This is a genomic window from Leptolyngbya sp. CCY15150, from assembly GCF_016888135.1.
Lineage (GTDB): Bacteria > Cyanobacteriota > Cyanobacteriia > RECH01 > RECH01 > RECH01.
Window position 1 is genome coordinate 62,936 of the sequence record NZ_JACSWB010000147.1, and the last position, 25,864, is coordinate 88,799.

Annotated in this window: 21 protein-coding genes; 11 read left to right on the forward strand and 10 right to left on the reverse strand. The window is 53.8% G+C overall.

The window, feature by feature from the left end; translation table 11 throughout:
- Nucleotides 1-308: 308 nt before the first annotated feature.
- From ggpS to JUJ53_RS05865, 4 genes are all read left to right on the forward strand, one after another.
- Nucleotides 309-1,829, forward strand: coding sequence for a glucosylglycerol-phosphate synthase (ggpS, locus tag JUJ53_RS05850; protein WP_204151052.1), 1,521 nt, complete (start codon nucleotides 309-311; stop codon nucleotides 1,827-1,829).
- Nucleotides 1,830-2,239: 410 nt separating this feature from the next.
- Nucleotides 2,240-3,952 carry a glycerol-3-phosphate dehydrogenase gene (gene glpD / locus JUJ53_RS05855; RefSeq protein WP_204151053.1) on the forward strand — a complete coding sequence of 571 codons (1,713 nt, stop codon included), beginning with the start codon at nucleotides 2,240-2,242 and terminating at the stop codon, nucleotides 3,950-3,952.
- 137 nt (nucleotides 3,953-4,089) lie between these two features.
- The gene (locus JUJ53_RS05860; RefSeq protein ID WP_204151054.1) at nucleotides 4,090-5,040 is read left to right on the forward strand and encodes an NAD(P)H-dependent glycerol-3-phosphate dehydrogenase; all 951 of its coding nucleotides are present in this window, start codon (nucleotides 4,090-4,092) and stop codon (nucleotides 5,038-5,040) included.
- Nucleotides 5,041-5,182: 142 nt separating this feature from the next.
- On the forward strand, nucleotides 5,183-6,511 hold the full coding sequence (locus JUJ53_RS05865) for an MFS transporter (RefSeq protein ID WP_204151225.1): 1,329 nt from the start codon (nucleotides 5,183-5,185) through the stop codon (nucleotides 6,509-6,511).
- 20 nt (nucleotides 6,512-6,531) lie between these two features.
- Here JUJ53_RS05865 and JUJ53_RS05870 read toward each other — a convergent pair whose 3' ends face one another.
- The 6 genes from JUJ53_RS05870 to JUJ53_RS05895 all read right to left on the reverse strand — a co-directional run bounded on the left by JUJ53_RS05870 (nucleotide 6,532) and on the right by JUJ53_RS05895 (nucleotide 12,088).
- Nucleotides 6,532-7,731: an aspartate aminotransferase gene (locus JUJ53_RS05870; protein ID WP_204151055.1), complete on the reverse strand. Its 1,200-nt coding sequence runs from the start codon at nucleotides 7,729-7,731 to the stop codon at nucleotides 6,532-6,534.
- Entirely contained in the window at nucleotides 7,722-8,927 is a 1,206-nt protein-coding gene (locus tag JUJ53_RS05875; RefSeq protein ID WP_204151056.1) for an iron-containing alcohol dehydrogenase family protein, read from the reverse strand. The genes JUJ53_RS05870 and JUJ53_RS05875 overlap by 10 nt, the downstream gene beginning before the upstream one ends.
- 234 nt (nucleotides 8,928-9,161) lie before the next feature.
- Nucleotides 9,162-9,692 carry a Ycf51 family protein gene (locus JUJ53_RS05880; RefSeq protein WP_204151057.1) on the reverse strand — a complete coding sequence of 177 codons (531 nt, stop codon included), beginning with the start codon at nucleotides 9,690-9,692 and terminating at the stop codon, nucleotides 9,162-9,164.
- Between the two features lie 105 nt (nucleotides 9,693-9,797).
- Entirely contained in the window at nucleotides 9,798-10,274 is a 477-nt protein-coding gene (gene sufU, locus JUJ53_RS05885; RefSeq protein WP_204151058.1) for a Fe-S cluster assembly sulfur transfer protein SufU, read from the reverse strand.
- Between the two features lie 86 nt (nucleotides 10,275-10,360).
- Complete coding sequence (locus JUJ53_RS05890; protein ID WP_204151059.1) at nucleotides 10,361-11,113, reverse strand: SDR family NAD(P)-dependent oxidoreductase; 753 nt, start codon at nucleotides 11,111-11,113, stop codon at nucleotides 10,361-10,363.
- Between the two features lie 60 nt (nucleotides 11,114-11,173).
- Nucleotides 11,174-12,088 (reverse strand): branched-chain amino acid transaminase, encoded by a 915-nt coding sequence (locus JUJ53_RS05895; RefSeq protein WP_204151060.1) that lies wholly within the window; start codon nucleotides 12,086-12,088, stop codon nucleotides 11,174-11,176.
- Between the two features lie 465 nt (nucleotides 12,089-12,553).
- Between JUJ53_RS05895 and JUJ53_RS05900 the strand changes: the two genes are divergently transcribed.
- From JUJ53_RS05900 to JUJ53_RS05920, 5 genes are all read left to right on the forward strand, one after another.
- Nucleotides 12,554-13,033 carry a hypothetical protein gene (locus JUJ53_RS05900; RefSeq protein WP_204151061.1) on the forward strand — a complete coding sequence of 160 codons (480 nt, stop codon included), beginning with the start codon at nucleotides 12,554-12,556 and terminating at the stop codon, nucleotides 13,031-13,033.
- Nucleotides 13,034-13,277: 244 nt separating this feature from the next.
- Nucleotides 13,278-14,627, forward strand: a complete 1,350-nt coding sequence (gene murD, locus JUJ53_RS05905) for a UDP-N-acetylmuramoyl-L-alanine--D-glutamate ligase (protein ID WP_204151062.1) — start codon at nucleotides 13,278-13,280, stop codon at nucleotides 14,625-14,627.
- 164 nt (nucleotides 14,628-14,791) lie between these two features.
- The gene (gene groL / locus JUJ53_RS05910) at nucleotides 14,792-16,468 is read left to right on the forward strand and encodes a chaperonin GroEL (protein ID WP_204151063.1); all 1,677 of its coding nucleotides are present in this window, start codon (nucleotides 14,792-14,794) and stop codon (nucleotides 16,466-16,468) included.
- A gap of 196 nt (nucleotides 16,469-16,664) precedes the next feature.
- On the forward strand, nucleotides 16,665-17,231 hold the full coding sequence (def, locus tag JUJ53_RS05915) for a peptide deformylase (protein WP_204151064.1): 567 nt from the start codon (nucleotides 16,665-16,667) through the stop codon (nucleotides 17,229-17,231).
- Between the two features lie 73 nt (nucleotides 17,232-17,304).
- Nucleotides 17,305-17,502 (forward strand): hypothetical protein, encoded by a 198-nt coding sequence (locus JUJ53_RS05920; RefSeq protein ID WP_204151065.1) that lies wholly within the window; start codon nucleotides 17,305-17,307, stop codon nucleotides 17,500-17,502.
- A gap of 19 nt (nucleotides 17,503-17,521) precedes the next feature.
- Here JUJ53_RS05920 and chrA read toward each other — a convergent pair whose 3' ends face one another.
- Nucleotides 17,522-18,751: a chromate efflux transporter gene (gene chrA / locus JUJ53_RS05925; RefSeq protein ID WP_204151066.1), complete on the reverse strand. Its 1,230-nt coding sequence runs from the start codon at nucleotides 18,749-18,751 to the stop codon at nucleotides 17,522-17,524.
- A gap of 576 nt (nucleotides 18,752-19,327) precedes the next feature.
- On the opposite strand from chrA, the gene JUJ53_RS05930 reads away from it, so the two are divergent.
- On the forward strand, nucleotides 19,328-19,873 hold the full coding sequence (locus tag JUJ53_RS05930; RefSeq protein WP_204151067.1) for a hypothetical protein: 546 nt from the start codon (nucleotides 19,328-19,330) through the stop codon (nucleotides 19,871-19,873).
- A gap of 233 nt (nucleotides 19,874-20,106) precedes the next feature.
- Here the strand turns inward: JUJ53_RS05930 and JUJ53_RS05935 are convergent, their stop codons facing one another.
- The 3 genes from JUJ53_RS05935 to JUJ53_RS05945 are packed head-to-tail and all read right to left on the reverse strand — an operon-like array spanning nucleotide 20,107 to nucleotide 23,626.
- Complete coding sequence (locus JUJ53_RS05935; protein ID WP_204151068.1) at nucleotides 20,107-20,391, reverse strand: type II toxin-antitoxin system mRNA interferase toxin, RelE/StbE family; 285 nt, start codon at nucleotides 20,389-20,391, stop codon at nucleotides 20,107-20,109.
- Nucleotides 20,388-20,606 (reverse strand): hypothetical protein, encoded by a 219-nt coding sequence (locus JUJ53_RS05940; RefSeq protein WP_204151069.1) that lies wholly within the window; start codon nucleotides 20,604-20,606, stop codon nucleotides 20,388-20,390. Before JUJ53_RS05940 ends, JUJ53_RS05935 begins: the two co-directional genes overlap by 4 nt.
- A gap of 29 nt (nucleotides 20,607-20,635) precedes the next feature.
- Complete coding sequence (locus JUJ53_RS05945) at nucleotides 20,636-23,626, reverse strand: NACHT domain-containing protein (protein ID WP_204151070.1); 2,991 nt, start codon at nucleotides 23,624-23,626, stop codon at nucleotides 20,636-20,638.
- Nucleotides 23,627-24,287: 661 nt separating this feature from the next.
- On the opposite strand from JUJ53_RS05945, the gene JUJ53_RS05950 reads away from it, so the two are divergent.
- Nucleotides 24,288-25,844, forward strand: a complete 1,557-nt coding sequence (locus JUJ53_RS05950; protein ID WP_343327896.1) for a ferredoxin--nitrite reductase — start codon at nucleotides 24,288-24,290, stop codon at nucleotides 25,842-25,844.
- The last annotated feature ends 20 nt before the right edge of the window (nucleotides 25,845-25,864 follow it).

Below are 25,864 nucleotides of genomic sequence, written 5' to 3' on the forward strand. Positions count from 1 at the left end.
GTGTTCAGGAATTGTGCAAGGTGTGCAGATGCCACTGGGGTAATGTTGGTGACATGGGAGCCAAGAACCTCTCCCTGGGATGATGACAGGATGCGAAAGCGATCGGATGATACTGTTACGTCATCTGGTGCAAAAAAACGCTGAGGGGATACCAGATGAAACCGGTGTATCAGTTATCCATGTTCCGTTATGGTGCAGTCCAACCTAAGACCGGTTGACTACAATGACCCCCAAGAGTATCCGCTGGACGTCTGTTCGACGTCTATCGCTCGTGACTCTAGCAGCTTGACCATTTAGGAGAGAACTCCATGAAATCCTCCCTTGTGATTCTGTATCATCGTGAACCCTATGATGAGGTTTATGAGAATGGAACACTCCATTACCGCGAGAAGAAAAGCCCTAATGGCATTGTTCCTACCCTAAAAAGTTTCTTTGCCAACGCAGAGCGCAGCACTTGGGTTGCATGGAAGCAGGTCAACCCTCGCAAAAAAGAACCGTTTCAAGCTGAAATTAGCCCAGACGGAGCCAGCGATAGCTGTGTGGTGCGGCGGATTCCTCTGACGCCCGATCAGGTGAAAAACTTTTACCACATCACCTCGAAGGAAGCGTTTTGGCCGATTCTCCACTCCTTCCCCTGGCAGTTCACCTACGACTCATCGGATTGGGAGAACTTCCAGCACATTAACAAGCTTTTTGCCGATGCTGCCTGTGAAGACGCAGCAGAAGATGCCCTAATTTGGATCCACGACTATAACCTGTGGCTCACGCCGTACTACATTCGGCAGAAGATGCCCCACGCTAAGATTGCCTTCTTCCACCACACTCCCTTCCCTGCTGCGGATATTTTCAACATTCTGCCTTGGCGAGAAGCGATCGTCGATAGCCTGCTGTGCTGCGACCTGTGCGGCTTCCACATTCCTCGCTATGTCGAAAACTTTGTCAGCGCGGCCCGCAGTTTGCGTCCGGTTGAAATTACCCGCAGAGTGCCGGTGGATCAAGCCTTTACGCCCTTTGGCACAGCTCTGGCTGAACCCGAGGTGACGACTCAAGTTCGCTATGGCGATCGCTTGGTGAACTTAGATGCCTTCCCGGTGGGCACTAACCCGCAACTGATTCAGTCCATTTTACAAAAGCCAGAGACGGCTGAGCGAATTGCCAACATCCGCCGTGAGGTGGGCAATAACAAGCTGATTATGTCCGCAGGGCGGGTAGACTACGTGAAAGGTACCCGAGAAATGCTCTGGGCCTACGAACGACTGCTAGAGCGGCGATCGGATCTGCACGGCAAAATTAATCTGATCACCACGGCGGTGCAGCCTAACCAAGGAATGCGGGTGTACAAAACTGCCCAGGGACAGATTGAGCAGTTGGTGGGTAAGATTAACGGTCGGTTTGCCAAACTCAACTGGACGCCGATTATCCTGTTTACCACACCCATTCCCTTTGAAGAACTGATTGCCTATTTCAAGGCGGCGGATATTGCCTGGATTACGCCGCTGCGGGATGGTTTGAACCTGGTGGCCAAGGAATATGTGGTGGCCCATGAAGGCCAGGATGGTGTCTTGGTGCTGTCGGAGTTTACCGGTTCGGCGGTGGAACTACCTGACGCTGTTCTCACTAATCCCTACGCTTCTAGCCGCATGGATGAGTCGATTAACGAAGCGTTGGCGATGTCACCGGAGGAACAGAAGGTGCGCATGGGACGCATGTATCAGGCGATTAAACGCTACGACGTGCAGCAGTGGGCCAATCACCTATTCCGGGAAGCCCGAGCCACGGCGATTTTGGGTGAAGAGCCGGCGGAGCAAGAAGAGCCAGCTTTGGTCTAAAACCAATCTCTGAAGAGGCAAGGGTGGGCATTGTCCTGACATAGCCCACCCAGCGATATCGGTGACCAGGGCTGGGAGATCCGGTTACAGCGATTTAGACAGCCGGCATGGCTGAATCGATAGATGATTTGCCCTCATCCCCACCCCTTCTCCCTGGGGAGAAGGGGGCTAGAACTCTTGTCCCCTCTCCCTAGGGCTAGGGCTAGGGAGAGGGCGGACTGAGCCATTCATCCTTGTATTCAGCAACGCCAGATATCCCTTAATGCCATCAAAATACTCCTCTCAGTAGAGGACATTATAAAGTTAACGAGGTATGCTCAAGGGGCGGGACGCTAGAGTAGTGGATCCTATTCATTGCCAGAGTAAGGGTTGAGTAAACTCCCAGTTACGGGTCAATTGAATCAAGTATCATGCGCGATTTTCAAGCCATTCAGACTACAGCCTACGATATCGTCATCATTGGCGGCGGAATTAATGGAGCGGGTACGGCCCGAGATGCTGCCCTCCGGGGTCTCAAGCCGCTCCTGATTGAAAAAAATGACTTTGCTGGCGGCACCACCAGTTGGTCTACTCGGTTGGTGCATGGTGGATTAAGGTACTTAGAATATTTTGAGTTTCACCTAGTACGCGAATCGCTGCGGGAACGAGAAATCTTGCTGCAGGCGGCTCCCCACTTGGTGAAACCGATTCAAATGACCATTCCCATTTACCGTGATGGTTCGCGGCGCTACTGGGAAATTCAGGCGGGTATGTTACTCTATGACATTCTTAGTTTCGATAAGACACTGCTGTCCCATCGAATGTTATCTGCCACCAAGTTTCAGCAGCATTTTCGCACCGCCAGCTCCGATCAGCTAACGGGTGCGGCTCAATATTATGATGGGCAAGCTGAATATGCGGAGCGTCTTTGCTTAGAAAATATCCGTTCTGCAGCGGCAGCCGGTGCGACGGTGTTGAACTATGTCGCGGTGACGGCTATTCCCTGCAAGGGCGATCGCATTTCTGCCTTGACCTGTGAGGATCAGCTCACCGGCGAAACCTTTGATGTGCCCATTGGCCCGAAGACCGTGGTGGTGAATACCTCTGGGCCCTGGGTGGATCAGGTCTGTCAACTAGGTCGTCAGGGCGATCGCCCCCGACCGATGACCAAAGCACGCAAAATTGGCGGAACGAAGGGTAGCCATATTGTGGTTGATGCCTTTCCTGGCGCTCCAGATACGGCTTTTTATGTGGAAGCAAGGACGGATGGTCGTCCCTTCTTCATTGTGCCCTGGCTGGGAATGTATCTGATTGGTACGACCGATCTGCGCTATGAAGGTAATCTCGATCGGGTTAAAGCAGATAATGATGAAATTGATTATTTGCTTAACGAAACCAATCGAATTTTCCCCGTGGCTGATCTGTGTCGTGATGATGTGAAGTTCACCTACTCCGGTGTGCGTCCTTTACCTTATAAGGAAAGCAGCAAGGCGGGTAGCATCACGCGGGATCACATTTTATTCGATCACCAGGTCGATGGCATTCAGAATCTAATTTCCCTGATCGGCGGCAAGCTCACCACCTATCGCCAAGTGGGTGAAGAAATGGTGGATAAAGCCTGCCGTAAGCTACAGCGCAGCATTCCGCCTTCGCCCGCCCGCACGGTGCCCCTGCCGGGAGCTATCCGACCTCAGGATTCACGCATCGGCGAAGCGATCGCTCACTATGAAGCCTATGTATCCCGTGAGTCGATCCACCATCTCTTTAAGGTCTACGGCGCTTTGGCAACAGAGGTGCTAGCTCTGATCGATGATGCGCCAGATTTAGCTGAGCGCTTGATTCCCGAACTACCCGACATCCGTGCCCAGGCTGTCTATTCGGTGCAGGCTGAATATGCCCATACCCTGGTCGATATCTGCCGCCGTCGTACCACCTTGGCCATGCGCCACAACTACGGGTTTGATGTGTTGCCTGCCATAGTGGAAACCTTGATGACCCACTGCGGTTGGGATGATGATCGGTGTAATCAAGAGTTGGCCGACTATGCCACCTACATGACCGACAACTGCATTCCCGACTACGCGATCGCTGCCTCGGATCAGGCCCAGCTCCTCCCTTCACTGTCCATGGCTGACCGATCCTAGCTGCAGGTTAACCCAAGGGGTCACCATGAACCCCGCCTGACCTATTGAGTTCTAGAGGATAATTATCTATGAGTCACGAACCAACTTCGACTCACGCCGACGGTTTAGCCCACGAAGCACATCAGAAAATTAAGACCATGATCACAACGAAACCTGCTACGCTGACAGTCTTGGGAGCAGGAGCATGGGGATCGGCTTTGGCAACCCTGGCTCGCGAAAATGGCCATCAGGTTCGAGTTTGGTCACGGAGTTTAGACATCAGCTTAGAGGATGCGATCGCTGGCGCTGATATTATTCTCTCCGCCATCTCTATGAAGGGTGTGCCGACGATGATTGAGCGCTTAAAAGCGATGCAGTTGCCGGCCCATGTGGTGTTGGTGAGTGCGACGAAGGGGCTCGATCCCTCCACAACCCGTACCCCATCTCAACTGTTCCAAGATGCCTTTCCCCAGCATTCCATCGTCGTGCTGTCGGGGCCCAATCTGTCTAAGGAAATTGACGCAGGTCTACCGGCGGCCACTGTGGTCGCCAGTTCTGACACCGCAGCGGCGGAGCGGGCGCAGCAGCTCTTTTCCTCCGATCGCTTCCGGGTCTATACCAACAACGACCCGATTGGTACGGAGCTGGGCGGTACCCTGAAAAACGTGATTGCGATCGCGGTTGGGGTTTGTGATGGTTTGAACCTAGGCACCAATGCCAAGTCTGCCCTGATTACCCGCGCCTTGACCGAGGTGATTCGGGTGGGTACGCACCTAGGCGCACAGCCGGAAACCTTCTTTGGTCTCGCCGGCTTGGGCGATATGCTAGCCACCTGCTCTAGCCCCCTCAGCCGTAACTACCGCGTGGGTTATGGTCTCGCTGAAGGCAAAGCCCTAGAGCAAATTCTAGACGACTTGCACAGCACCGCAGAAGGGGTGAATACCACCAACGTGCTGATCGACCTAGCCAACCGCGAGATGATCCCAGTCCCCATTTCCCGGCAGGTCTATCGCCTGCTGAACGGGAAGATTACGCCCCAGCAAGCCGTGGAAGCGCTCATGGAGCGAGATCTGAAACCGGAAAGCTGCGATACCCTAGTCAATGCTTAGGCGATCGCTCCTCTCGTAGCCCGTCTAGGTGGAGATGGGTTGGCGATCAGAGCGGCGGGTGCTGGGCTGATCGCCGTATCGCTGCATGATGGTATCGTTTGTGTCTCAGTCTAATCGTCTCAATTTCTGGCAACTGTGGAATATGAGCGTTGGCTTCTTTGGCATCCAGTTCGGCTGGGGGCTACAGATGGCCAACACTAGCGCTATTTTTGAATACTTGGGAGCCAATGCTCACCAAATTCCCATCCTATGGTTGGCAGCTCCCCTCACGGGGCTGATTGTCCAGCCGATTATCGGCAACCTCAGCGACAATACCTGGTGCGCCCTAGGACGGCGACGCCCCTATTTTTTGGTGGGAGCCATTTTTAGCTCCATCGCCTTGATCGGGATGCCCAATGCATCCAGTCTGTGGATAGCAGCGGGAATGCTCTGGCTCTTGGATACGGCATCCAATGTCAGTATGGAACCGTTTCGGGCTTTTGTGGGGGATCTTTTGCCTGCCGATCAGCGTACCCAAGGCTTTGCGATGCAGAGTTTGTTTGTGGGGCTAGGAGCGGTGACGGCGTCGGCGTTGCCCTGGGTGTTGAGCCACGGGCTGCAGGTGATCAGTCCTCCAGAAAATCACGCCATTCCTCCCTCGGTGACCCTGTCGTTTTACATTGGGTCAGCAGTATTTTTGGGAACAGTGCTGTGGACGGTGTGCAGCACCACCGAGAAGCCACCGGTGGACATGGAAGCCTTTCAGCGTCAGCAGAAGCGCCGTCTTGGCGTCCTAAAAACCCTAATTTCCATCAAACGAGCGATCGCCCATATGCCCCAAACCATGCGCCAATTGGCCTGGGTGCAGTGCTTTAGCTGGTTGGGGATGTACTGCCTATTTCTCTACTTTCCGCCCGCCGTCGCCCACAATATTTTCGGCGCAGTAGACGAAGACTCGCTGCGCTATGCCGAAGGCATTGAATGGGCAGGGCTTTGTATGGCTGCCTACAATGCGGTGTGTGTGGGTATATCCTTTGCCCTACCTAAGATTGCTCGACAGATTGGTCGTCGCTTCACCCACGCCCTCTGTCTGCTCTGCGGGGCGATTGGTCTATTGTCGTTGATGTTCATTCACGATCAATATCTCCTACTGGCCTCGATGGTCGGCGTGGGCATTGCCTGGGCCAGTATGCTAGCCATGCCCTACGCCATGCTGGTGGGTTCCCTGCCGCCGCGTAAGGGGGGAATTTACATGGGAATTTTCAACTTTTTTATTGTCTTACCGGAAGTAGTAGCATCCCTAGGCTTTGGCTGGGTGATGGTCAATCTGCTCCACGAAAACCGCCTGTGGGCCGTTGTTGTCGGCGGTGGCTCGATGCTGATGGCGGCACTCTTGACCCTACGCGTCAAGGAAGAGCAGGCCCAGGAGCGATCGCCCCAGTCTTCTGAGCCTGCTAGTTCCTCGGCGCTGCGCCCTGCCAATATTGAATAACTCCAGGTTGACTGGAAGCCTTAGGACACGGCCATAGGCTGATAGCAAATGCCAGCGGCGGCAAAGCGATCGAGGGCTTCCTGAAGGCGATCGCACTCGGCGATGAGACTAATGCGCACATAGCCTTCTCCACCTTTACCAAAGGCATTCCCCGGCGTGACGACTACACCGGTTTGCTGCAGCACAGACAGGGCAAAATCGGTGGAGCTAATTCCCGGCGGGCAGGGTACCCAGAGGTACATGGTGCCTTTGGTTTTGGGGACTGACCAGCCTAGTTTTCCCAGACCTGCAATGAGGAAGTCGCGGCGGGTGCGGTAGCGGGTTTGCACCTCTTCTAGGTAGATATCCGGCAGTTGCAGGGCAGTTTCGGCAGCCCGCTGCAGGGCCGCAAAAATGCCGTAGTCTAGGTTGGTCTTGAGGGTGCGCAGCCCTTGGATGACGTGGCGGTTGCCGACGACAAAGCCGACCCGCCAGCCGGCCATGTTGTAGGTTTTGGAGAGGGTGTGGAACTCGACGCCGAGGTCTTTCGCACCGGGAATTTCTAGCAGGCTGGTGGGTTGATAGCCATCAAAGGCCAGCTCGGCATAGCAGAGGTCATGCACCAGCAGAATTTCGTAGTGGCGAGCAAAGGCGACGATCTCTTCAAAGAATTCGCGGGGGGCGGTTGCGGCTGTGGGGTTGCTGGGGTAGTTGAAATACAGAATCTTGGCCTGTCTGGCCACGTCTTCGGGAATAGCGGAGATATCGATCAGCCAATCCTTTTCGGCGGAGAGCATCAGGCTATGGATTTTGCCGCCAGCAATCAGGGGGCCGCGAAAGTGGGCGGGGTAGGCGGGGCTGGGCACCAGCACCAGGTCTCCAGGATTCACATAGGCGATCGCTAGGTGGGTTAACCCTTCTTTGGAACCCAGCAACGGCAAGGCCTCCCCATCGGGATCCAGCTCGACGTTGTAGCGGCGGTAGTACCAGTCTGTGATGGCGCGGCGAAAGCTGGCGGTGCCTTCAAAGGGAGGGTAGCCGTGATTGCTAACGTCTTGTAGGGCTGCCATGGCGGCTTCGACTACGGGCTGCGGTGTGGGGCCATCGGGGTTGCCCATCCCCAGATCAATCAAATCGAGACCCTGTTCCCGCGCCTTGGCTTTCAGCTCATCCAGTCGGGCAAATACGTAGGGCGGTAATGCACTGAGGCGATCGGCCTGATGAATCCAGTCTAAACCCACAACTGTCCCTCCTGCTCCGTATAACGTGGTTGATCTGTGGTGGGGCGATCGCCCTCTGGATGACGTACTTCCGAGATGGGCGTGGTGGTAGACACCATGGCCGCCATCAGTTGATCGGGGGTGACCGTAAACGGCAAGTGATGGATGTCAGACGCCTCAGCACAGGCCACCTCGGCTGCTTGGCGCAGGTCGGCAATGGTGATGGATTCTAGACCTAGGTCGTCCAAGGTTTGGGGGAGCCCGAGGGTGCTATAAAACTGCTGAAGCTGCTGGCGGGCTGAAGCTGCTAGGCGACTGCCCTGCACTAATTCCTCAAGGCGTAGCTGCACGAGGATGCCAAAGGCTACCTTCTCGCCGTGGAGGGTGCCGTGGCTTTGCAGGAGATGGGTAAGACCGTTGTGGACGGCATGGGCCGCCACGGTGCGACATTGGGCTCCGCCAATGCCACCGATGACGCCTGCCAGGAGAACCGTCGCATCCACCACGTCGCGCCACTCTTCACCGCCTGGATTCTCTAGGGCAGCGGCGGATTTTTGGAACAGCAGGTCGCGCAAGACCCGAGCTTGCTGCACCGCTGCCACAATCAAGGTTTGTTGGGAATGACCGCTGCTCACCGAGGCTTCATACCATTTGGCGATCGCATCCCCAATGCCGGCAACCAGGGTACGGCGCGGCGCAGTTTGCACCAGGTCGTAGTCCAGCAGCAGCAGATCGGGGCAGCGATCGAGGCTGACGTCGTAGAGAAATGCGCCTTGGTCAGAATAGACGTTGGACAGCGCTGTCCAAGCGGCACAGGTGGCGGCTGAGGTGGGAATCGTGACCACGGGTAAGCGGGCCTGATGGGCGACGAGTTTAGCGGCATCTAGGGCTTTGCCGCCGCCCACACCCAGAATCACATCGGCTTGATGCTGCTCACGGGCCTGGTGTAGATGGGCTAGGGCCGATTCGCTACAGTCGTCGCCATAGGCCGCCTCGGCGATCGCCAACCCCTGTTGGACGAGGCTTGGGTGTAGATCTGGAGCGACTAGGGCCAGGGTGCGATCGCCGCCAATGATCAGCGGCCGTTGACCGATCTGGGCCAGGATGGAGCCTGCCTCAGCCAAAAGACCTGCCCCACGCATAATACGGGCTGGGGCCACCATCAGGCTAGGAAAGATGGCTGGAGAAGAAGCGGATTGAGGCGATAGACGAGTCATAGACGGGATGGGGTCGTAGGAGACGGCTAAGATACCCTGCAGTGTGGGAGAGCGATGTCTCCCGCCAGGCTAGGGCGATCGCAATCAATGAAGGCAAGACTATCCATGGGGCGATGGATCCAGCGCAGGTTTGTGTACTGGATGACATCAGTCTCAAGTAAAGACCAATTTACTATACTCAATGGTTACTTGCGGAGACTTTCTTGGATTGGCAGCAAGGTTCAGCGGAATCGCTTAGGAGTCGGTGTTGGGTGCTGGCGGAATGGCGGCGAGGCGATCGCTGTAGATGGTGACGTCTAGGTTCTCATCGGTACGATCTCGGAGCGATCGCTTGATTTGTCCTAACACCAGCGGCTGGGAAACGCCTTCCTCAGGATGGAGCACCGTGCGGGCGAGGATGGTGAGCTGGCGATCGCCGCCGCGACCGAGGCGACCGGGGGAGAATAGGTTGCTGGCGGCCTGTTTGAGGGTGGCGTCCAGTTCCGTCTCGGTGATGGTGGCGGGAACAACAATCACCGCTTGGGTTGCACCGGAATCAAACACGGTGACGTAGCGCACCGCACCGGGCACGCTAGTCGGCACAATCGGCCCCAAACTGAGGGCGAAAAGCCCCCCCGTGAGAACGCCCATAAAGCCCGTAACCCCCACAAGACGAAAGCGAAACCCCCACTTGAAGGCAAAGCTCAAGAGCATCAAGCCTGCAAAGGCCAGGGTCGTGATGCCAAACCATTTCGCAATCACCAAAAAATCAGCCGTACTTAACATAAATCCTCACCCTATCCCACTAAAACTAATTGTTGATGGCGTTATTGCTCATGGCGCGATCGCCCCTAGAAGGTTCACCTACAGGTCAATACGGCCTGGAGCACCTTAAAGATCTTCGTTGCTGACAAACTCAACTGCCTCGGTCTGTCCTGCCTGTTCGAGGGCGGCCTTCAGGGTATGCCAACCCAGATTGGCGCATTTGATCCGCACTGGAAATTGCGCCACCCCCTGCATGACATTCAGCTTGCGCAACTCTTTTGGGAACTCCGCATCGCCTTTCATCATGGCTTGAAACGTTTGCACCATCTCCAGCGCTTCCTCACAGCTTTTGCCCCGCAGCGCCTCGGCCATGAGATCTACCGACGCCATGGAAATAGCGCAGCCTTCGCCCTCAAATTTCACATCGTCGATGGAGCCATCGGCCTCGTTGAGCTTAAGGCTGAGTTCGATGGTGTCGCCACAGGAGGGATTATGCCCGCGCTGGTGGCGATCGACGGGGCTGGTGGTGCCGCGATTGCGGGGTTTTTTGTACCGTTCCAAAATCACGGTTTGGTATAGATCCCGGAGATCATTCAATGCCATGGTTGCCTTGGGGGTGCTAGGATACCTGCTCTGATCCTATCAGGGTTACGAGCATTCGGGGGCCGGGGCGATCGCTCTCGGGGCGACTAATTGCCCTGCTGGGTAGGGCGCAGGAGAATATCGTGCACCTGCACATGGGGCGGCTGGGTGAGCAGATACTCTAGGGCATTGGCGATGTCGTTGGGGCTGAGCACTGGAAACTGGTCGTAGGTGGTTTGGGCTTTCTGAGCATCTTGGTAATACTTGGCCGCAAACTCCGTTTCCACATAGCCAGGGCTGATGGACGAGATGCGGATTGATGATCCGGCAGCCCGCAGTTCCTGCCGCAGACCCTCGGTGAGCGATCGCACCGCAAACTTGGTACCGGAATAGAGCCCGCTAATGCTGGGCACGCGATAGCCAGACATGGAGCTGATGTGGACAATATGGCCGCGATCGCCCCTGGCTTGCATATCCTGCAGGGCTTCCCGAGTGCAGATGCAGAGGGCCAGCACATTCACCTCCAGCATCTCTCGCCAGGCCTCGGTGTCGCCGGTCATCAAGGGCGCATTGTGCCCCAGACCAGCATTGTTCACCAAAATATCGACACCGCCCCACTGGCGGCGCAGACTGGCAAACATCTGGAGAATGTCCGACTCTTGGCGCAGGTCAACGGTCTGGGCTAACACCTCTGCTCCACCCTGCCGCAAGTCGCTTGCCAACTCATCTAAGCGATCGCTGCGCCGGGCACAGATCGCTACCCGACAGCCGGCCGCCGCCAACCGCCTTGCCAGCGCTGCGCCGATGCCGCTAGATGCACCGGTGACCAACGCCACTTGTCCTGCTAGAGATGACCCCATCCTGAACCTCCGATCCCACAAACCGGTATGGTAACAGGTTCATGGTTATCTGCGAATCCGCTAAGCGATCGCCACTCGGGTAATCCAAGACTCATACTGGGGATCCCGCCCTTCGGTGATGGCGGTGAGCTTGTCGCGCAGGAGGGTGGTGATGGGGCGATCGCTCGACAGCTCATAGTTTTCAATCCGGCGCACCGGGGTGACCTTGGCCGCCGTACCGCTGAGGAAGACTTCATCGGCAATCAGCAACTCGGTTTTATCGATTGCCCGTTCAATCACCGGAATGCCCAGATCCTGCGCCACCGTGAGCACGCTATCGCGGGTGATGCCTTCCAAAATATCTTGATCAAAGCCGGGGGTGATCAGCTTGCCCTGACGCACCATGAAAATATTCATCCCCGAGGCTTCACAGACCTTCCCCTGGGTGTTCATCAAAATGGCTTCGTCAAACCCTGCCGACACCGCTTCCGTTTTGGCCATAGACGAGGTGATGTAAGCGCCGCTAATTTTACCCCGTAGCGGCAGGCTGCGATCTTCCTGGCGATACCAGGAACTAATCCGGCAAGCCACCCCCTCCGGTGAGAGATAATCCCCCAGCTCTAGCCCATAGATAAAGAAGTCTTTTTCGACGTTATGCAGCCGAGGCGCAATACCGAGATCCGAGGTGTAGACAAAGGGGCGAATGTAGAAAGATGTGCCAGGCTGATTTTTTTGCACAAACTCCACGATGGTGGCGGCAATCTTGCTGGCGGGCAGGTCGTATTGCAGGAAACGGGCGCTATCGCTGAGGCGCTGGGCATGGCGATCCAGCCGGAATAGTAAGGCATGGCCGGGATGTTGAGGATCGGGGATGCCCCGCAGTCCGCCAAATGCCCCAGTTCCGTAGTGCAGCGCATGGGTGGCGATCGATAGGTTGGCGTCCGCAAAGGGAACAAACTCATTTTTAAAGTAGGCAACGGGCAGAAAGGTGTGCATGGCAACGACTATCCTCTAAACGATGGGCGAATGATCGACGGACATCGGTCAGCCGAAGCGCCGATCATTCTAGGAGCGATCGCTCTAAACTCCTTGGCTAGACACCCTGGGGCCGTGCAGCATGGAGACGGTCTCCGGAGCGACCAATGATGCAATTCTCTAACTAATCCTATCCTGAATCGTTGACTGGCAAGACTTGCGGTAGTGAGTATCTTATGAAGGAGATTCCGGTTAGCAGGGTCTAGGATGGAATTCCTTTGTGCCACCCCCAAAGGTTGTCTGTTGAGCCAGGGGTGATCCCAGGCGATCGCTCATCATGGAGAGAACCGGTTGGATCGGTGACTTGGATTCGGTGACTTGGATTCGGTGACTTAGATCAGTGACCCTGCCGAGTCTTCGGTGACCCTGCCGAGTCTCATGCCAAACCTCAAACGTTCTTAACATGTCCCACGACGGTTGACTCCTATGGCTTCCCTCGACTCTTCCTTAACGCTGCGTGATGGCTTGGAACGCTACTACCTCGCCAATCCGGATGTGCCCCGTGGCCAAGATATTCAAGTGGGCTGGCTGCATATTCCCTGGCAAGACCTGCAAAAGCACGACATCATGCATGTGGTTACCGGCTACAGTACGGCGCTCAAGGATGAGCTGCAGTTGATTGGCTTCTTGCTCACGGCGCTGACCTGGAAACGGCCTTGGTATTTCTACCTGCAAAGCTTGGGGGTATTTGCGGAACTGTTGGGGCGATCGCTCTTGGGGCGGCGCTATGGGGCAGATTACTACTGGCCCTGGCACGTCTGTCGTTACTACAGGCTGGGCATTCAGCAGGGGCTGAGGGTACGCAAAAAGATTGATGCTTACCTCGATCCGGATCTGATGATGGATCACAGTCTGGGTTCGTTGCGGCAGGAATATGGTATTCGCAATGCCGGAGCTTGGGACTAATCAACCAGCCGTCTTATGTTGACGATGTTGACGGGTAGCTTGTCCAATCTGCGCAACTCTGGATGGGAACGAGCTGCTCTAATAAGACGTGGTTGACCCTGTTTTCAACCAGCTTGGGCAAGATCTCCATCCTGAAAATGGCTGCTTATCAGCGCCATCCTACCCGTCGGGACAAAATCTCGGTACAATGCTGAGACTGAAAATTTTGCCGCCCATGCGGTGAACTGCCCCAAGGAAAGGGTCTATGCCGAATGCAGATGTGATTGGCTTGGGAAAATCAGGACTAGCGGCGGCGCGCTTGCTGGCTCGCCAAGGCTGGACGGTGACGCTCAGCGATGCCAAAACTTCCGATGCGCTGGAACAAACGCGATCGCTCCTCGCGGCGGAGGGCATCACGGTGCGCCTCAATCACCGTTTGGATCCCAGTCAATCCCAGAGCGATCGCATTGTCGTGAGTCCCGGTGTGCCCTGGGATCTGCCAATGCTCCAGCAGGCCAGGGATATGGGGATTGAAACCATGGGGGAGATGGAGCTAGCTTGGCGATCGCTCTCCGACCGTCCTTGGGTGGGCATCACGGGCACCAATGGTAAAACCACCACCACGGCGCTGGTGGCGGCGATTTTTCAAGCGGCGGGGTTCCATGCTCCAGCCTGCGGCAACATTGGCTATGCGGCCTGTGAGCTGGCTCTAGCGGAGAAACCGCCGGACTGGGTGATTGCGGAGGTGAGCAGCTATCAGATCGAATCCTCCCAAACCCTCGCCCCCCACATCGGCGTATGGACAACCTTCACCCCCGATCACCTCAGCCGCCACCATACGTTGGCCAACTACGACGCCATTAAAGCCAAGCTGCTGCACCAGTCCCATCATCAGGTGCTCAACGGCGATGATCCTTACCTACGACGCACCGGGGGCGATCGCTTTCCGTCGGCCTGTTGGACGAGTGTGCAGGGCAAGGCGCAGGTGGTCGCCCATCCCGAACGGGGAGTGTATCTAGATGACGGCTGGGTGATGGCTGGGGGGCAGCCCATCGTCCAAGCTAGCGATCTGCGCATGGTGGGATCCCATAATCTTCAGAATTTGCTGATGGCGGTGGCGGTGGCCTGGTTGGCGGAGATTGACCGGGAAGCGATCGCCCATGCCATCCAAACCTTCCCCGGTGTGCCCCATCGCTTGGAGCATATTGCGACCTGGCAGGGCATTGACTTTATCAATGACAGCAAAGCCACCAACTACGACGCAGCGGAGGTGGGCTTAGCGGCGGTGGCGGCTCCGGTGGTGTTGATTGCCGGTGGGGAGGCTAAGGCGGGGGAGGATGGCGCTTGGCTCCAGCGCATTCAGGACAAGGCCATTGCGGTGTTGCTGATTGGCGATGCGGCTCCGTCCTTTGCCGATCGCCTGCAGCAGGTGGGCTATGGTGCCTATGAGGTGGTGGGAACGATGGAGGCAGCGATCGCCCGGGCCAAGATCCTCGCGCCCCAAAGCGCGGCAAACACCGTACTGCTCTCCCCCGCCTGCGCCAGTTTTGACCAATATCCTAACTTTGAAGCCCGAGGCGATCACTTCCGCCAGCTCTGCCAGACCCATTTGTAGGTACGAACCCAGCGTCCTAACCAGTTAGCGATCGGGTGCGAACGATTGGAGATCTGACGGATCAGATCCATCCCGGAGTTCGGCTTTCCCTCCACCCTAGCTATTAGCACTCGCGACCCTAGAGTGCTAAATTCTACAGTGGAGAGCTACGAAAGAAATCACGTATGGTTAAGCTGGTTAAATTTAATGAAGCATCTCGTCAAGCCCTAGAACGAGGCGTAAATGCCTTGGCTGACGCAGTGCGGATTACCCTAGGGCCCAAGGGTCGCAATGTTGTATTAGAAAAACAGTACGGCGCACCCCAGATTGTCAATGATGGGATTACCATCGCGAAGGAAATTGAACTGGAGGACCCCTACGAAAATACCGGCGCTCGGCTGATTCGTGAGGTGGCCTCTAAAACCAAAGACTTGGCAGGAGACGGCACCACGACAGCGACGGTTCTAGCCCAAGCGATGATTCGCGAAGGTCTGCGCAATGTGGCAGCGGGCAGCAATCCTGTCAGCCTACGCCGGGGGATCGAGAAAACGGTCAACCACTTGGTGGCGGAAATTAGCAAAATCGCTAAACCCGTGGAAGGGAATGCGATCGCTCAAGTGGCTACGGTGTCGTCGGGAAGCGATGAAGAAATTGGTCGCATGATCGCTGACGCCATGGATAAAGTGGGTCGCGATGGTGTAATTACCGTCGAAGAATCGAAGTCTCTGGCCACGGAGATGGAAGTGGTGGAAGGGATGCAAATCGATCGCGGTTACATCTCCCCCTACTTCGTCACCGACCAAGAGCGGATGATCTGCGACATGGAAAATGTCCGCATCTTGATCACCGACAAGAAAATCAGCTCGATCCAAGACCTCGTCCCCATCCTGGAACGCATTGCCCGCGAAGGCAATCCTTTCTTGATCATTGCGGAAGATGTGGATGGAGAAGCGCTGGCGACCTTGGTGGTCAACCGTCTACGCGGCGTGCTCAACGGTGCTGCCATCAAAGCACCGGGCTTTGGCGAACGCCGGAAGGCCATGCTCCAAGATATCGCCATCCTCACCGGTGGTCAGATGATCTCCGAGGAGATTGGTCTGAGTCTTGATATGGCGTCGATGGAAATGCTGGGCGTGGCCCGTAAGGTGACCATCACCAAAGACACCACCACCATCGTGTCGGATGCCGGGAATGCATCGGATATTGAGAAGCGGGTGGGCCAACTGCGCAAGGAAATGGAGCTGGCCGACTCCGACTACGACAAAGAAAAGCTGCAGGAACGCTTGGCGAAACTCGCTGGCGGTGTGGCTGTGATCAAGGTGGGTGCGGCGACTGAAACCGAACTTAAGGATCGGAAGCTGCGCATTGAAGATGCGTTGAATGCAACCAAGGCTGCGGTGGAAGAAGGGATTGTTCCCGGTGGCGGCATTGTCCTGATTCACCTAGCTCAGCAACTCGGTGCCTTCAAGGCAACCCTCTCGGAAGATGAGCAGCTCGGTGCAGATATCGTTTGCCGCGCCCTAGAAGCTCCCCTGCGTCAGATTGCCGACAATGCGGGTGCAGAAGGCTCGGTGGTGGTTGAAAAGGCCAAGGAAACCGAGTTCAACGTGGGCTACAACGCCCTCACCGGTGTGTTTGAAGACCTCATCCAAGCAGGGATCGTGGATCCGGCGAAGGTGGTGCGCTCTGCTCTGCAGGATGCGGCTTCCATCGCGGGTATGGTGATCACCACGGAAGTGTTGATTGTTGAAAAACCTGAACCGGCTGCAGCAGCTCCCGATGGCGGCATGGGCGGCATGGGTGGCATGGGCGGCATGGGCGGTATGGGCATGGGCGGCATGGGCGGCATGGGCATGATGTAGTCCATGGCGGTCGAGTGACCCAGCAAGCGGAGGGGCGATCGCCCCTCCGTTTTGTGCTATCTACCCTTTTGCGGTATCTACAATCTGACAAGGCTTGATTACAATGGAAGCAGCACCCTATCAGAATGACTAAGCTCTTCTCGGGGCATTTCATTGCCCTGACCCTTGTCCATGCTATTGAAATTTCTCTAGGTCTATGACAGCTCAAATACTAGTTGAAAAAACAAAATTAGAAACGCCACCCCTGACCTTGCACTATCTGGGCGATCGCGTTCTGCGGCAGCCAGCCAAGCGGATTGCTAAGGTGGATGACTCTGTACGGCAATTGATCAAAGAGATGTTGCAGACCATGTACAGCGAAGATGGCATTGGTCTAGCGGCTCCTCAAGTGGGGGTGCATAAGCAACTGATTGTCGTGGATTGCGATCCAGAAAATGCAGCTTCGCCTCCCCTAGTGCTCATCAACCCGGTGATCAAGTCTTCATCCCCCGAAACCTGTGCCTACGAGGAAGGTTGTTTGAGTATTCCCGGTGTGTACCTCGGGGTGACGCGCCCGGAGGTGATCGAGGTGGCCTATAAAGATGAGAATGGTCGTCCTCAGCGGTTAAAAGCAAAAGGACTGCTGTCCCGCGCAATTCAACATGAAATCGATCACCTCAACGGTGTCATGTTTGTGGATCGGGTAGACAATGGTATTGCTTTGACCCAAGCTCTGGATAAGCAGGGTTTCTCGATCCAGGCAGTTCAGGCCATTTCGGCGTAGTTCCTGATGGTGGGTTGATACCTGAGTTGTCGCCTGAGTTGTCGTTGGTTGTTATATAAGGACAAGATCTGTTGTGACTCCAAAAAGTGGTGCGTTTTTAGCGGTATCCTGCGTGGCGGCGATCGCTGCGGTAGGTTCTGTGTTTGAACTATCGTCGGGTACTCCCCAACTAGGGGCTGCACCCACCTCGATTATCCTCGCCCTGAGCATTCCGCTAACCGTCGTTATGTTCTTGGCGGCCGTGCGCGACGCGAAAGCGAACCAGGGTTAGAACGCTAGTTGTCCCTAGACTAGGAGCCGACTAGGGTACCGACCAGTAAACCCATGACTGCCCCCGCTGGTACGAGCTGCCATGCGGGGGTTTTAAAGCGCAATAGGGCCACCAGGGCGGCGATCGCGATCGCGATGGTGATCCCGGACAGCACCACCGTGTCTTGGGTAAAGGCTGTTTGGGCTAAGGGCACCGATGCGGCGGCCACGGCCCCAATCACAGCGCTGGTCACTCCCCGCAAAAAGGCCCGCACCCAGGGACTGCGGCGGATGCGAGACAGGATGGGTGAAGCCAGCATAATGAAGGCGAAGGATGGCGTAAAGATGGCGATCGTGGCGATCAGGGCTCCCACAACCCCCGCCACTTTATAGCCCACAAAGGCTGCGGTGATCACCACGGGGCCGGGCGTAAGCTGACCAAGGGCAACACCGTTGATAAATTCAGTACGGGTGAGCCAATGGAGGTGATCCACCACCTCAGCTTCTAAGAGCGGAATGATCACGAGGCCGCCGCCAAAGATGAAGCTGCCCACCTGCAAGAAAAAGCTGGCTAGTGGCAGGGCATAGTCCTGCAAGCGCTCCAGACCCCAGAAACTAGATAGGGCTAAGACTTCCCCCGGAACGCCTACGGTTGCTAGGGTCAACGACATGGTGGGCAGGAGCGGCAGCAGCCAGGCCGAGTTGACGGGAGGATTGGGCGGTGTGCTCATTCTCGGGCCGTAGATCACCAATCCCAAAATGCCAGCGATGATGAACGTCAGCAGCACATTGATGGACAGGGCCAGCATAACCACGATGGTCGCGATCGCGATCGCCCCTCCTATCCAGTCCCGTAGGGTACGTTTGGCCAACTTCCAGCAAAAGCCGACGATGATGGCCACGACGACCGGGGAGATGCCTAAGAACAGATATTCTAGCTGGGGCAGGCTTTGAAACCGAAAGTACATCCAAGACAAAAACACCAGAATTAGAAACGCTGGCGTGATGAAGCATAGCCCGGCAATCAAGGCACCAAGCTGTCCGGCACGGACATAGCCGATGTAAATGCCTAGTTGGGTAGAGGCTGGCCCCGGCAGCATTTCACAAATCGCTAGCCCTTCCGAGAATTGCTCCGTCGTCAACCACTGCCGCTGCACTACCACTTCATCAAGCTGCATGGCGATGTGGGCTTGGGGGCCGCCAAACCCGGCTGCGCCCAAGCGCAGAAAGAGTTGAGCCAGGTCTCGGAGGCGATCGCGTTTCGTGTTCATGAAGTTTGTCGATAGGAAGATGGGGAATGCCGAGGTGATCATACCAGGGGTAGTTGTCCATGGCGGATCGTTAGCAATACAGTTGACTAAGAACTGGAATGGATGAGATAGCGCGTCGCCCTCTCGGCATGTTGCCGATGAACCCGCAATCTTTTGTCATCTAAATATCAACACATAGTCTTGATTCAGCGTTGCTCTTGATCATGACCCTAAAAGCCAGGATTGCCATGAGATGGGGCGATCGCGCTGATAGTTGATGGAGATCGCAGCAGATCCTGTCTGGAATCATCGTGAACCTTGTTGTAGATCACACTCAAGGCACCCTGAATCCCAGACAATGAAAATAGATTCATGTGGTAGCAATTGTAACGGTTAGCTTACAAATTACGGTTATATACCGAATGCGGATGCTAACAGCAAGCGCGATCGCCCCATGAAGCTAAGAGATTCAGGACTCTACACCCTCGTAGGAACCATCCAGTTCTCGCATTCTCGCTTCCTTGATTGCTCTCTTCATTCTGAGGCTGTCTCCGAAGCTCCCAGTTCGATAGGTTTAGGCTCTGAGGAGGATCCACCATGCATTCATCCACCCGTTCCATGCAAGCACCCGCTCCATTTCGCCGCATTCAAACTGCTCTACTGACAGCCGCTGTTAGTCTTGGGCTTGGAAGTGTGCTAGTAGGCCTTGCATCAAGTTCAAGCCATGCATCCGACCTGGTTCCATCCCAAGCCTTGGCGCAGGCGGGTGAGACGATTGTAGATGATGGCATTTATTTGTATGGACAGTCTGCAGAACCAGAGCAAGCAGGAGCTGCCTACATGGTCTTTGAGTCGCGCAGCGATCGCGTGGTGGGTGCTTTTTATATGCCCCATTCGTCCTTTGACTGTTTTTATGGCAGTGCAGAACCAGATCAGCTTGCCTTGATGGTTGTGAATAGCTACGAACAAGATGCAGCCTATCCCTTTGATGTGGCGTTACAGGGTAACAGCGATGTTGCCAGCAGTGTCGGTGGGGCGATCGCTCCCATCACCCTAGAAGGATTCCAACCGATCGCCACCCTCAGCGAGAATGATTATCGTATCTTAGAGGTCTGCCAATCCCAATATGGGGATCAAATTTAAGCTGTCTAGAACTGGAGCTTGGAGACTGCATAGGTTATTTTTGAGTCTGATTAGGTACCTTAGCTAACCCTTTCATGGCTCCTGTACCCATTTTTGCAGTTCCTCATCAGGTTCATTGAAGGCGCGATCTTTGACTAGATAGTTCGCGATCGCGCAGCAGATCCAGAGCTTTGATATGGACAGAATAGGTAGCCTTTCGAGGTATTTCTCTGCCCATCGCTGTTACCAATCATTTAGTACACATCGTCATGGGAACCAAGATTTAATAGCAGAATGGATTGCTCTTGCGTCTCTACGTCATTCACAAACTCAAACAAGACTCTCAGTTTGTAATCAATTGAAGCTGACCAAATTCCAGCCAAATCGCCTGTTAGTTTATGGGTTTGTAAGCTGGGATGAAACGGGTTCTCGGAAAGTTGATTCAGCGTTTGTTCAATTGCAGAGCGTAAATCTGGGTTACGTTTTACTAGACGCTTAAAAGCTCTCAACGATTTGGGAGTCCAGCCAATTTGTCTCATTGATCTAGCTCGGCCATAAAATCGGCAACAGAACCAAATTGCACTTGTCCCTGAGCATATTCTTGACGAACTTCAGCAATCTCACGCATTAGTATTTTTCGTCGCTGCTCGATGAGGCGCTTCTGAAGAAGTTCGAGTAGAGCTTCCTGATCATTTAGTGATAAGGTTTCGATTGTTTCAATTGCTCTCTGAAAAGTAGAAGATTGTTCCGTCATCGCGATACTCCAAAGTGGACTAAAGATTTTTACTGAATTGTATCTGAATCCTTACGATTTTTCCATTTGACTAACTGTTCCTGTGCCCATTCTCGCAATTGCTCATCGGGGTCATTGAGGGCGCGATCGTGTAACAGCCGCTCAGTTGTTTGCAAATTCATAGGATAGTGTGTAATCAAGGTCTCTATCGCCGTTAAAAGTATTAAACCTCTATAGTACCTATCCATCTCATCAGTCTGAGGAACTGGTATCTTCTCCTGTACAACTTCACACATAAAACGGAAGGTTTCAGGATGAGTTGGGAAACTCTCAGCAATTGTTTGTACAACTACAGACTTCATGAAAGCTTCAAAACACTCGCTTTGCTGGTGTTTGTAAAACTGTCCTCTAATAATGGAAAATATTTCAGGTGTGTTACTGTAAAACTTTCCCATAACTTCTAGAGCACGGCACTGTGCTTCTATCCACTCATCTTCTAGATTGCGCTGAAACCAGAATAATGTGTCGGGATTATCTCGATAATATTTTGCAATTACATGGTATGAAACCTGCAGAGTATCCTCACTATCTTGAGCATGTTTCTTTAACCAATCAATTGTGTCTGGGTGATCATGGAATCTGTGAGCAACTTCAGATATTACTGTTTGTGGAACAAGAGGGTAATCACTATTTACCTGAGATTTAAGCCATTCTAAAGTGCCTGGATCAGAATAAAAATTCTTGGAAATCGTTAATATAGCTGACATTGGTACATAACATAGTTTTTGTCCATAAATCTCTTTGAAGAGATCGTTTTTTTGAGGGTATTCTTCTTCGAGCGAGACTACCTCTGTCCAATCTAGTAATTCTTTGAGCCATGAGAGGCTATCAGAATAGTTTTTTCCAATTCGATGCAAGACTGCTTCTGCTGCATCCTGACTTAGTGGAGCATAAGGCTTTAGTATCGCACTCTTCATTCTCTGTAGTAAGTCTTGGCGTAATTCTTTCAATTCAGTATTTTTAGAAACTTCGGAGAGACAATCACAGGCTAAGGTCAAGTATCGTAAGTCATGAACTTTGACTTCTGATGCCTGTATACGCTCCGGCTTTTGAGTAAGTAAAAACTCAATTAGCTGCTTAGAGGAATTTGGATCAATTATGCTACACACTAAACGTAATGGCTCATCCCAGCTTTCATCTTGCCAGTGCTGCCCAAAAAACTTATCTCGAAGTTGCTCAAAGGTGAGGATGCCTTGTTTCTCAAAGCGATGAACAATTTCAACGGCACAAAAATACTCTAAAAAGGTGCGATGCATGAAGCCATAGGTGTCGGCTCCACGGTCGCAGAGGATGAAGTTGCGATCGCGCAGTTGTTGAATCAACCGATTAGCTTTTTCGCGGGGTTCACTGAAGCCCTGATCGCGCAAATAGTCGGTCAAAATGCGGGTGAGGCGATCGGCACTGATGAGATTTCCCCTCAGTCCGTCTTCTCCTGCCTGCATCTCATAGGCAATCAGGCGCAACATCTCCTGCTTTTCCCGTCGTCCGATCGCATCCATCGGAATCGGCAACCGCTTGTGATCCACATCCCAGTGGTAGAGCAATACTCGCGAAGCCTGGTCATAGAGGTCGGCGCGATCGCGGGGTAACTCCTGCCGCCGATTTAAAATTGCCATCATGGTCAGCAATAGCGGATTGTCTGCTAGGTTAGCGATCGCCCTAGAATTAGCAATAGCATCCTTCAATCGCTGTTTCAGCCGCACTTTGTCAGGATCGCTGCCCATCGACAGGTCATACCAGCGATCGATAAACTTGTGGACTTCGTCGGTATCTAGGGATTGAATTGTGAAGTGACGGAACTCGCTGTGCCGGAGGCGATCGGGGTTATAGCCGATGATGCGAGACGTGACTAACACCTGTGCGTTGGGATATTGCTGGGAAAAGCGAATGATGTCGTCGATGACGGTTGCTTGAGAGGTGCGATCAAATACCTCGTCCAGACCATTAAACATCACCAGCGTTGGGTTTTCTAACAAATGCTGATGCAGTTGATGTTGATCAAACTGCCAATCTACGCCCCGACCGCTATGGAGGAATTCAAGGAAGTCGGTCGATGGATTGAGGGCGAATTCTCGTAACTCGATCAATAGTGGCAATTTTTCGGTTTTGCCCTCGACCCATTCCAGGGCGAGATAGTGCAATAGGCTGGACTTGCCCGCTCCTGGGTCGCCTAAAATCACCGCCCGCTGAGAGTCGGCTACGGCTTCTAACACTTTTTGTGCAGGTTGCGTCAAGAAGTCGGAGTTCTCTGAGAACTCCGACTTCTGCCGGAGATCGAGTGGCAGGTCGTAGCGCATGGGAGGCAAGGCTTCCCGCACCGTTTGCTCAATGAACATTGCCCAGAGCTTGATGGCATCAACGCGATCGGTACTGTCGAGGGTGTAAAGCTTCAGATAGCCATAGCTGGCCTGCAAACTCGCTCGATAGGTCTCGATATCAAATCCGGGTGAACGTTGTGCGGTATTGCGGGCAATGTCTTCGAGTAGGTCAGAGTTCAGAATATCCCGCAACTCTGGACTCGCTTTAACAATGCCTTTGACCTCGTACATATATTCTTTGCAAACTCCCCGCCAATCAAACTCTTCTGATGGAAACTGCCATCCGGAGCCTTGATCCTGTTGGGCCCAAATTTGCTCTAGCTGGGCATCATCAATTTTTTTACAATCCTTTTCAAAGGCTTTTCCCAGGATGGGACGCACCGCTGGATCTTGCACAAATGTCTTGATTGTTGCCCGATAGTGATGATGAATACTGGTGTCAGGAACGTCGTTAAGCTGAAGCTCTTTAATGAAGCGCTTGATGAAATAGCCAATAGCTTCGTTCATAGGCGCTTTTAGTTCTGCGGCCTTGAGTCGGCTGACTCCGCCACTCAAGCAAGCCTTGAAGAAATCTTGAACATAGCTCTCTAGAGCAGGCTTGCCCAATTCTGCAAAGGCCCACTTACCCACTTCTATTGCTGGGACTGCCAACCATTCCAACATAGGGAGATGAAGCGACTGAACACTAGCTTTACTATGGCATCTATCGTATGGAGGTGTCAGTGATCGCAATCAAACCATGGTTAGCAGTCTTGTCCTGTGGCATTTTGCTAGCGCAGCCAGGTGGATGAAGCACAGGGGCATGGATTCAACCTATATGTAATAGCGATTCCCTACGGCTTTCATCTCGGTTTAGGGCAGGGTATCCGAGGGCTTAATGCAGCGATCGCATTTATTCAATGCAAAATCTGCATATCTTTAGCGAAAATGTAGTTAAGGTTACGAAACTTGTTTGGTTCTGCCTTTAACCTATCTACAACGTCATCACTAGCGTTTAGTCTTTCATTAGCCTAAATAGTGTGGTGGCACATGATTTAGTTCTTAATTACTTAACTTGTTTTGAGGGAGGCACTTGTCGTACATCTGCTTAAGTTTACGTTGACTATCAAGTCATCATGCCAGCATCATAAACTGAAGGGACAGGGCTCTAGGCTCACGTCTTGGATGTTTGATGACCGCTTGGTCATGCCACTGCGATAGAAACATTTTATGCAGTGCATTATTTAAAGTACGGCAGCCATGACCAATTTGTCTGTAGTTAGACAAAAAACGTTACACCGATCGCCATTGGCGTCCGTTTGGTGTTATTTACGAGGGCAACGTTGTGACCAACGTCATCGGCACATCCGTCCAAGAGACGGCCACACTGAATAAATTTGAAAAGCTGAAGGCCGAGAAAGATGGTTTGGCTGTCAAATCAGAATTAGGGCATTTTGCTCAGGTTGGCTGGGAAGCGATGGATAAAACCGATCGCGATCATCGGCTCAAGTGGCTGGGTGTGTTCTTCCGTCCAGTCACGCCAGGCAAGTTTATGCTGCGACTGCGGATGCCCCACGGGCTGATTACGAGTCAGCAGTTTCGGCTCTTAGGCGCGATTATCCAACGCTATGGAGATGACGGCAGTGGGGACATCACCACCCGTCAAAATATCCAGCTTCGCGGGATCGGCTTGGAAGATATTCCAGGTATCTTTGAGCAGCTTGAAGCGGCTGGACTCACCTCCGTACAGTCGGGTATGGATAATGTGCGCAATATCACCGGATCACCTGTTTCTGGCATTGATGCCCATGAGTTGATTGATACTCGGGACTTGGTGCAGCAGGTTCAGGATATGATCACCGATCGAGGTCAAGGAAATCCAGAGTTCACGAACCTTCCCCGTAAGTTCAATATTGCCATTGAAGGGGGTCGAGATAACTCGGTTCATGCTGAGATCAACGATATTGCCTGTGTGCCAGCCTATCGGGATGGGGTGTTGGGCTTCAATGTTTTGGTGGGAGGGTTTTTCTCCGCCAAGCGCTGTGAAGCGGCAATTCCTCTCGATGCTTGGGTGTCGCCGGAGGATGTGGTGGCGGTATGCCGTGCCATTTTGGAGGTATACCGGGATCACGGTCTGCGGGCCAATCGTCAAAAGTCGCGGCTTATGTGGCTGATTGATGATTGGGGGCTAGAGCGATTTCGGGCTGCGGTAGAGGAGCAGATGGGGCGATCGCTGCTTCCGGCTGCTCCTAAGGATGAGTTGGACTGGGATAAGCGCGACCATATTGGCGTCTATCCCCAAGCCCAAGCTGGTTTCAACTACCTGGGTATTCATATCCCTGTGGGTCGATTGTATGCCTCAGATATGAATGAGCTGGCTCGCTTGGCAGAGGTCTATGGAACGGGGGAACTGCGACTCACGGTGGAGCAGAATGTCATCATTCCCCATATCCCTGATTCTCGCCTAGAGGCTTGTTTAGCTGAACCTCTATTGAGCGATCGCTTTTCGGTGAATCCAACTCCTCTGATGCGATCGCTGGTCTCTTGCACTGGAGCCCAGTTCTGTAACTTTGCTCTGATTGAAACCAAAAGCCGAGCTGTTGCTCTGGTGCAGGAGCTAGAGGCCGAGCTAGAGATTCCTAAGTCGGTGCGGATGCACTGGACGGGGTGCCCCAACTCCTGCGGTCAACCGCAGGTTGCAGAGATCGGTTTGATGGGCACGAAAGCTCGGAAAAACGGTAAGGCAGTTGATGGTGTTGATATTTACATGGGTGGCAAAGTGGGTAAGGATGCCCACCTCGGCACCTGTGTGATGAAAGGAATTCCCTGTGAAGACCTCAAGCCTGTGTTGACGAAGATTCTGATGGATACCTTTGGTGCTCAACCTAAGGTGTCTGCCTAGCCGCTCTGTTCTAGGCAGTT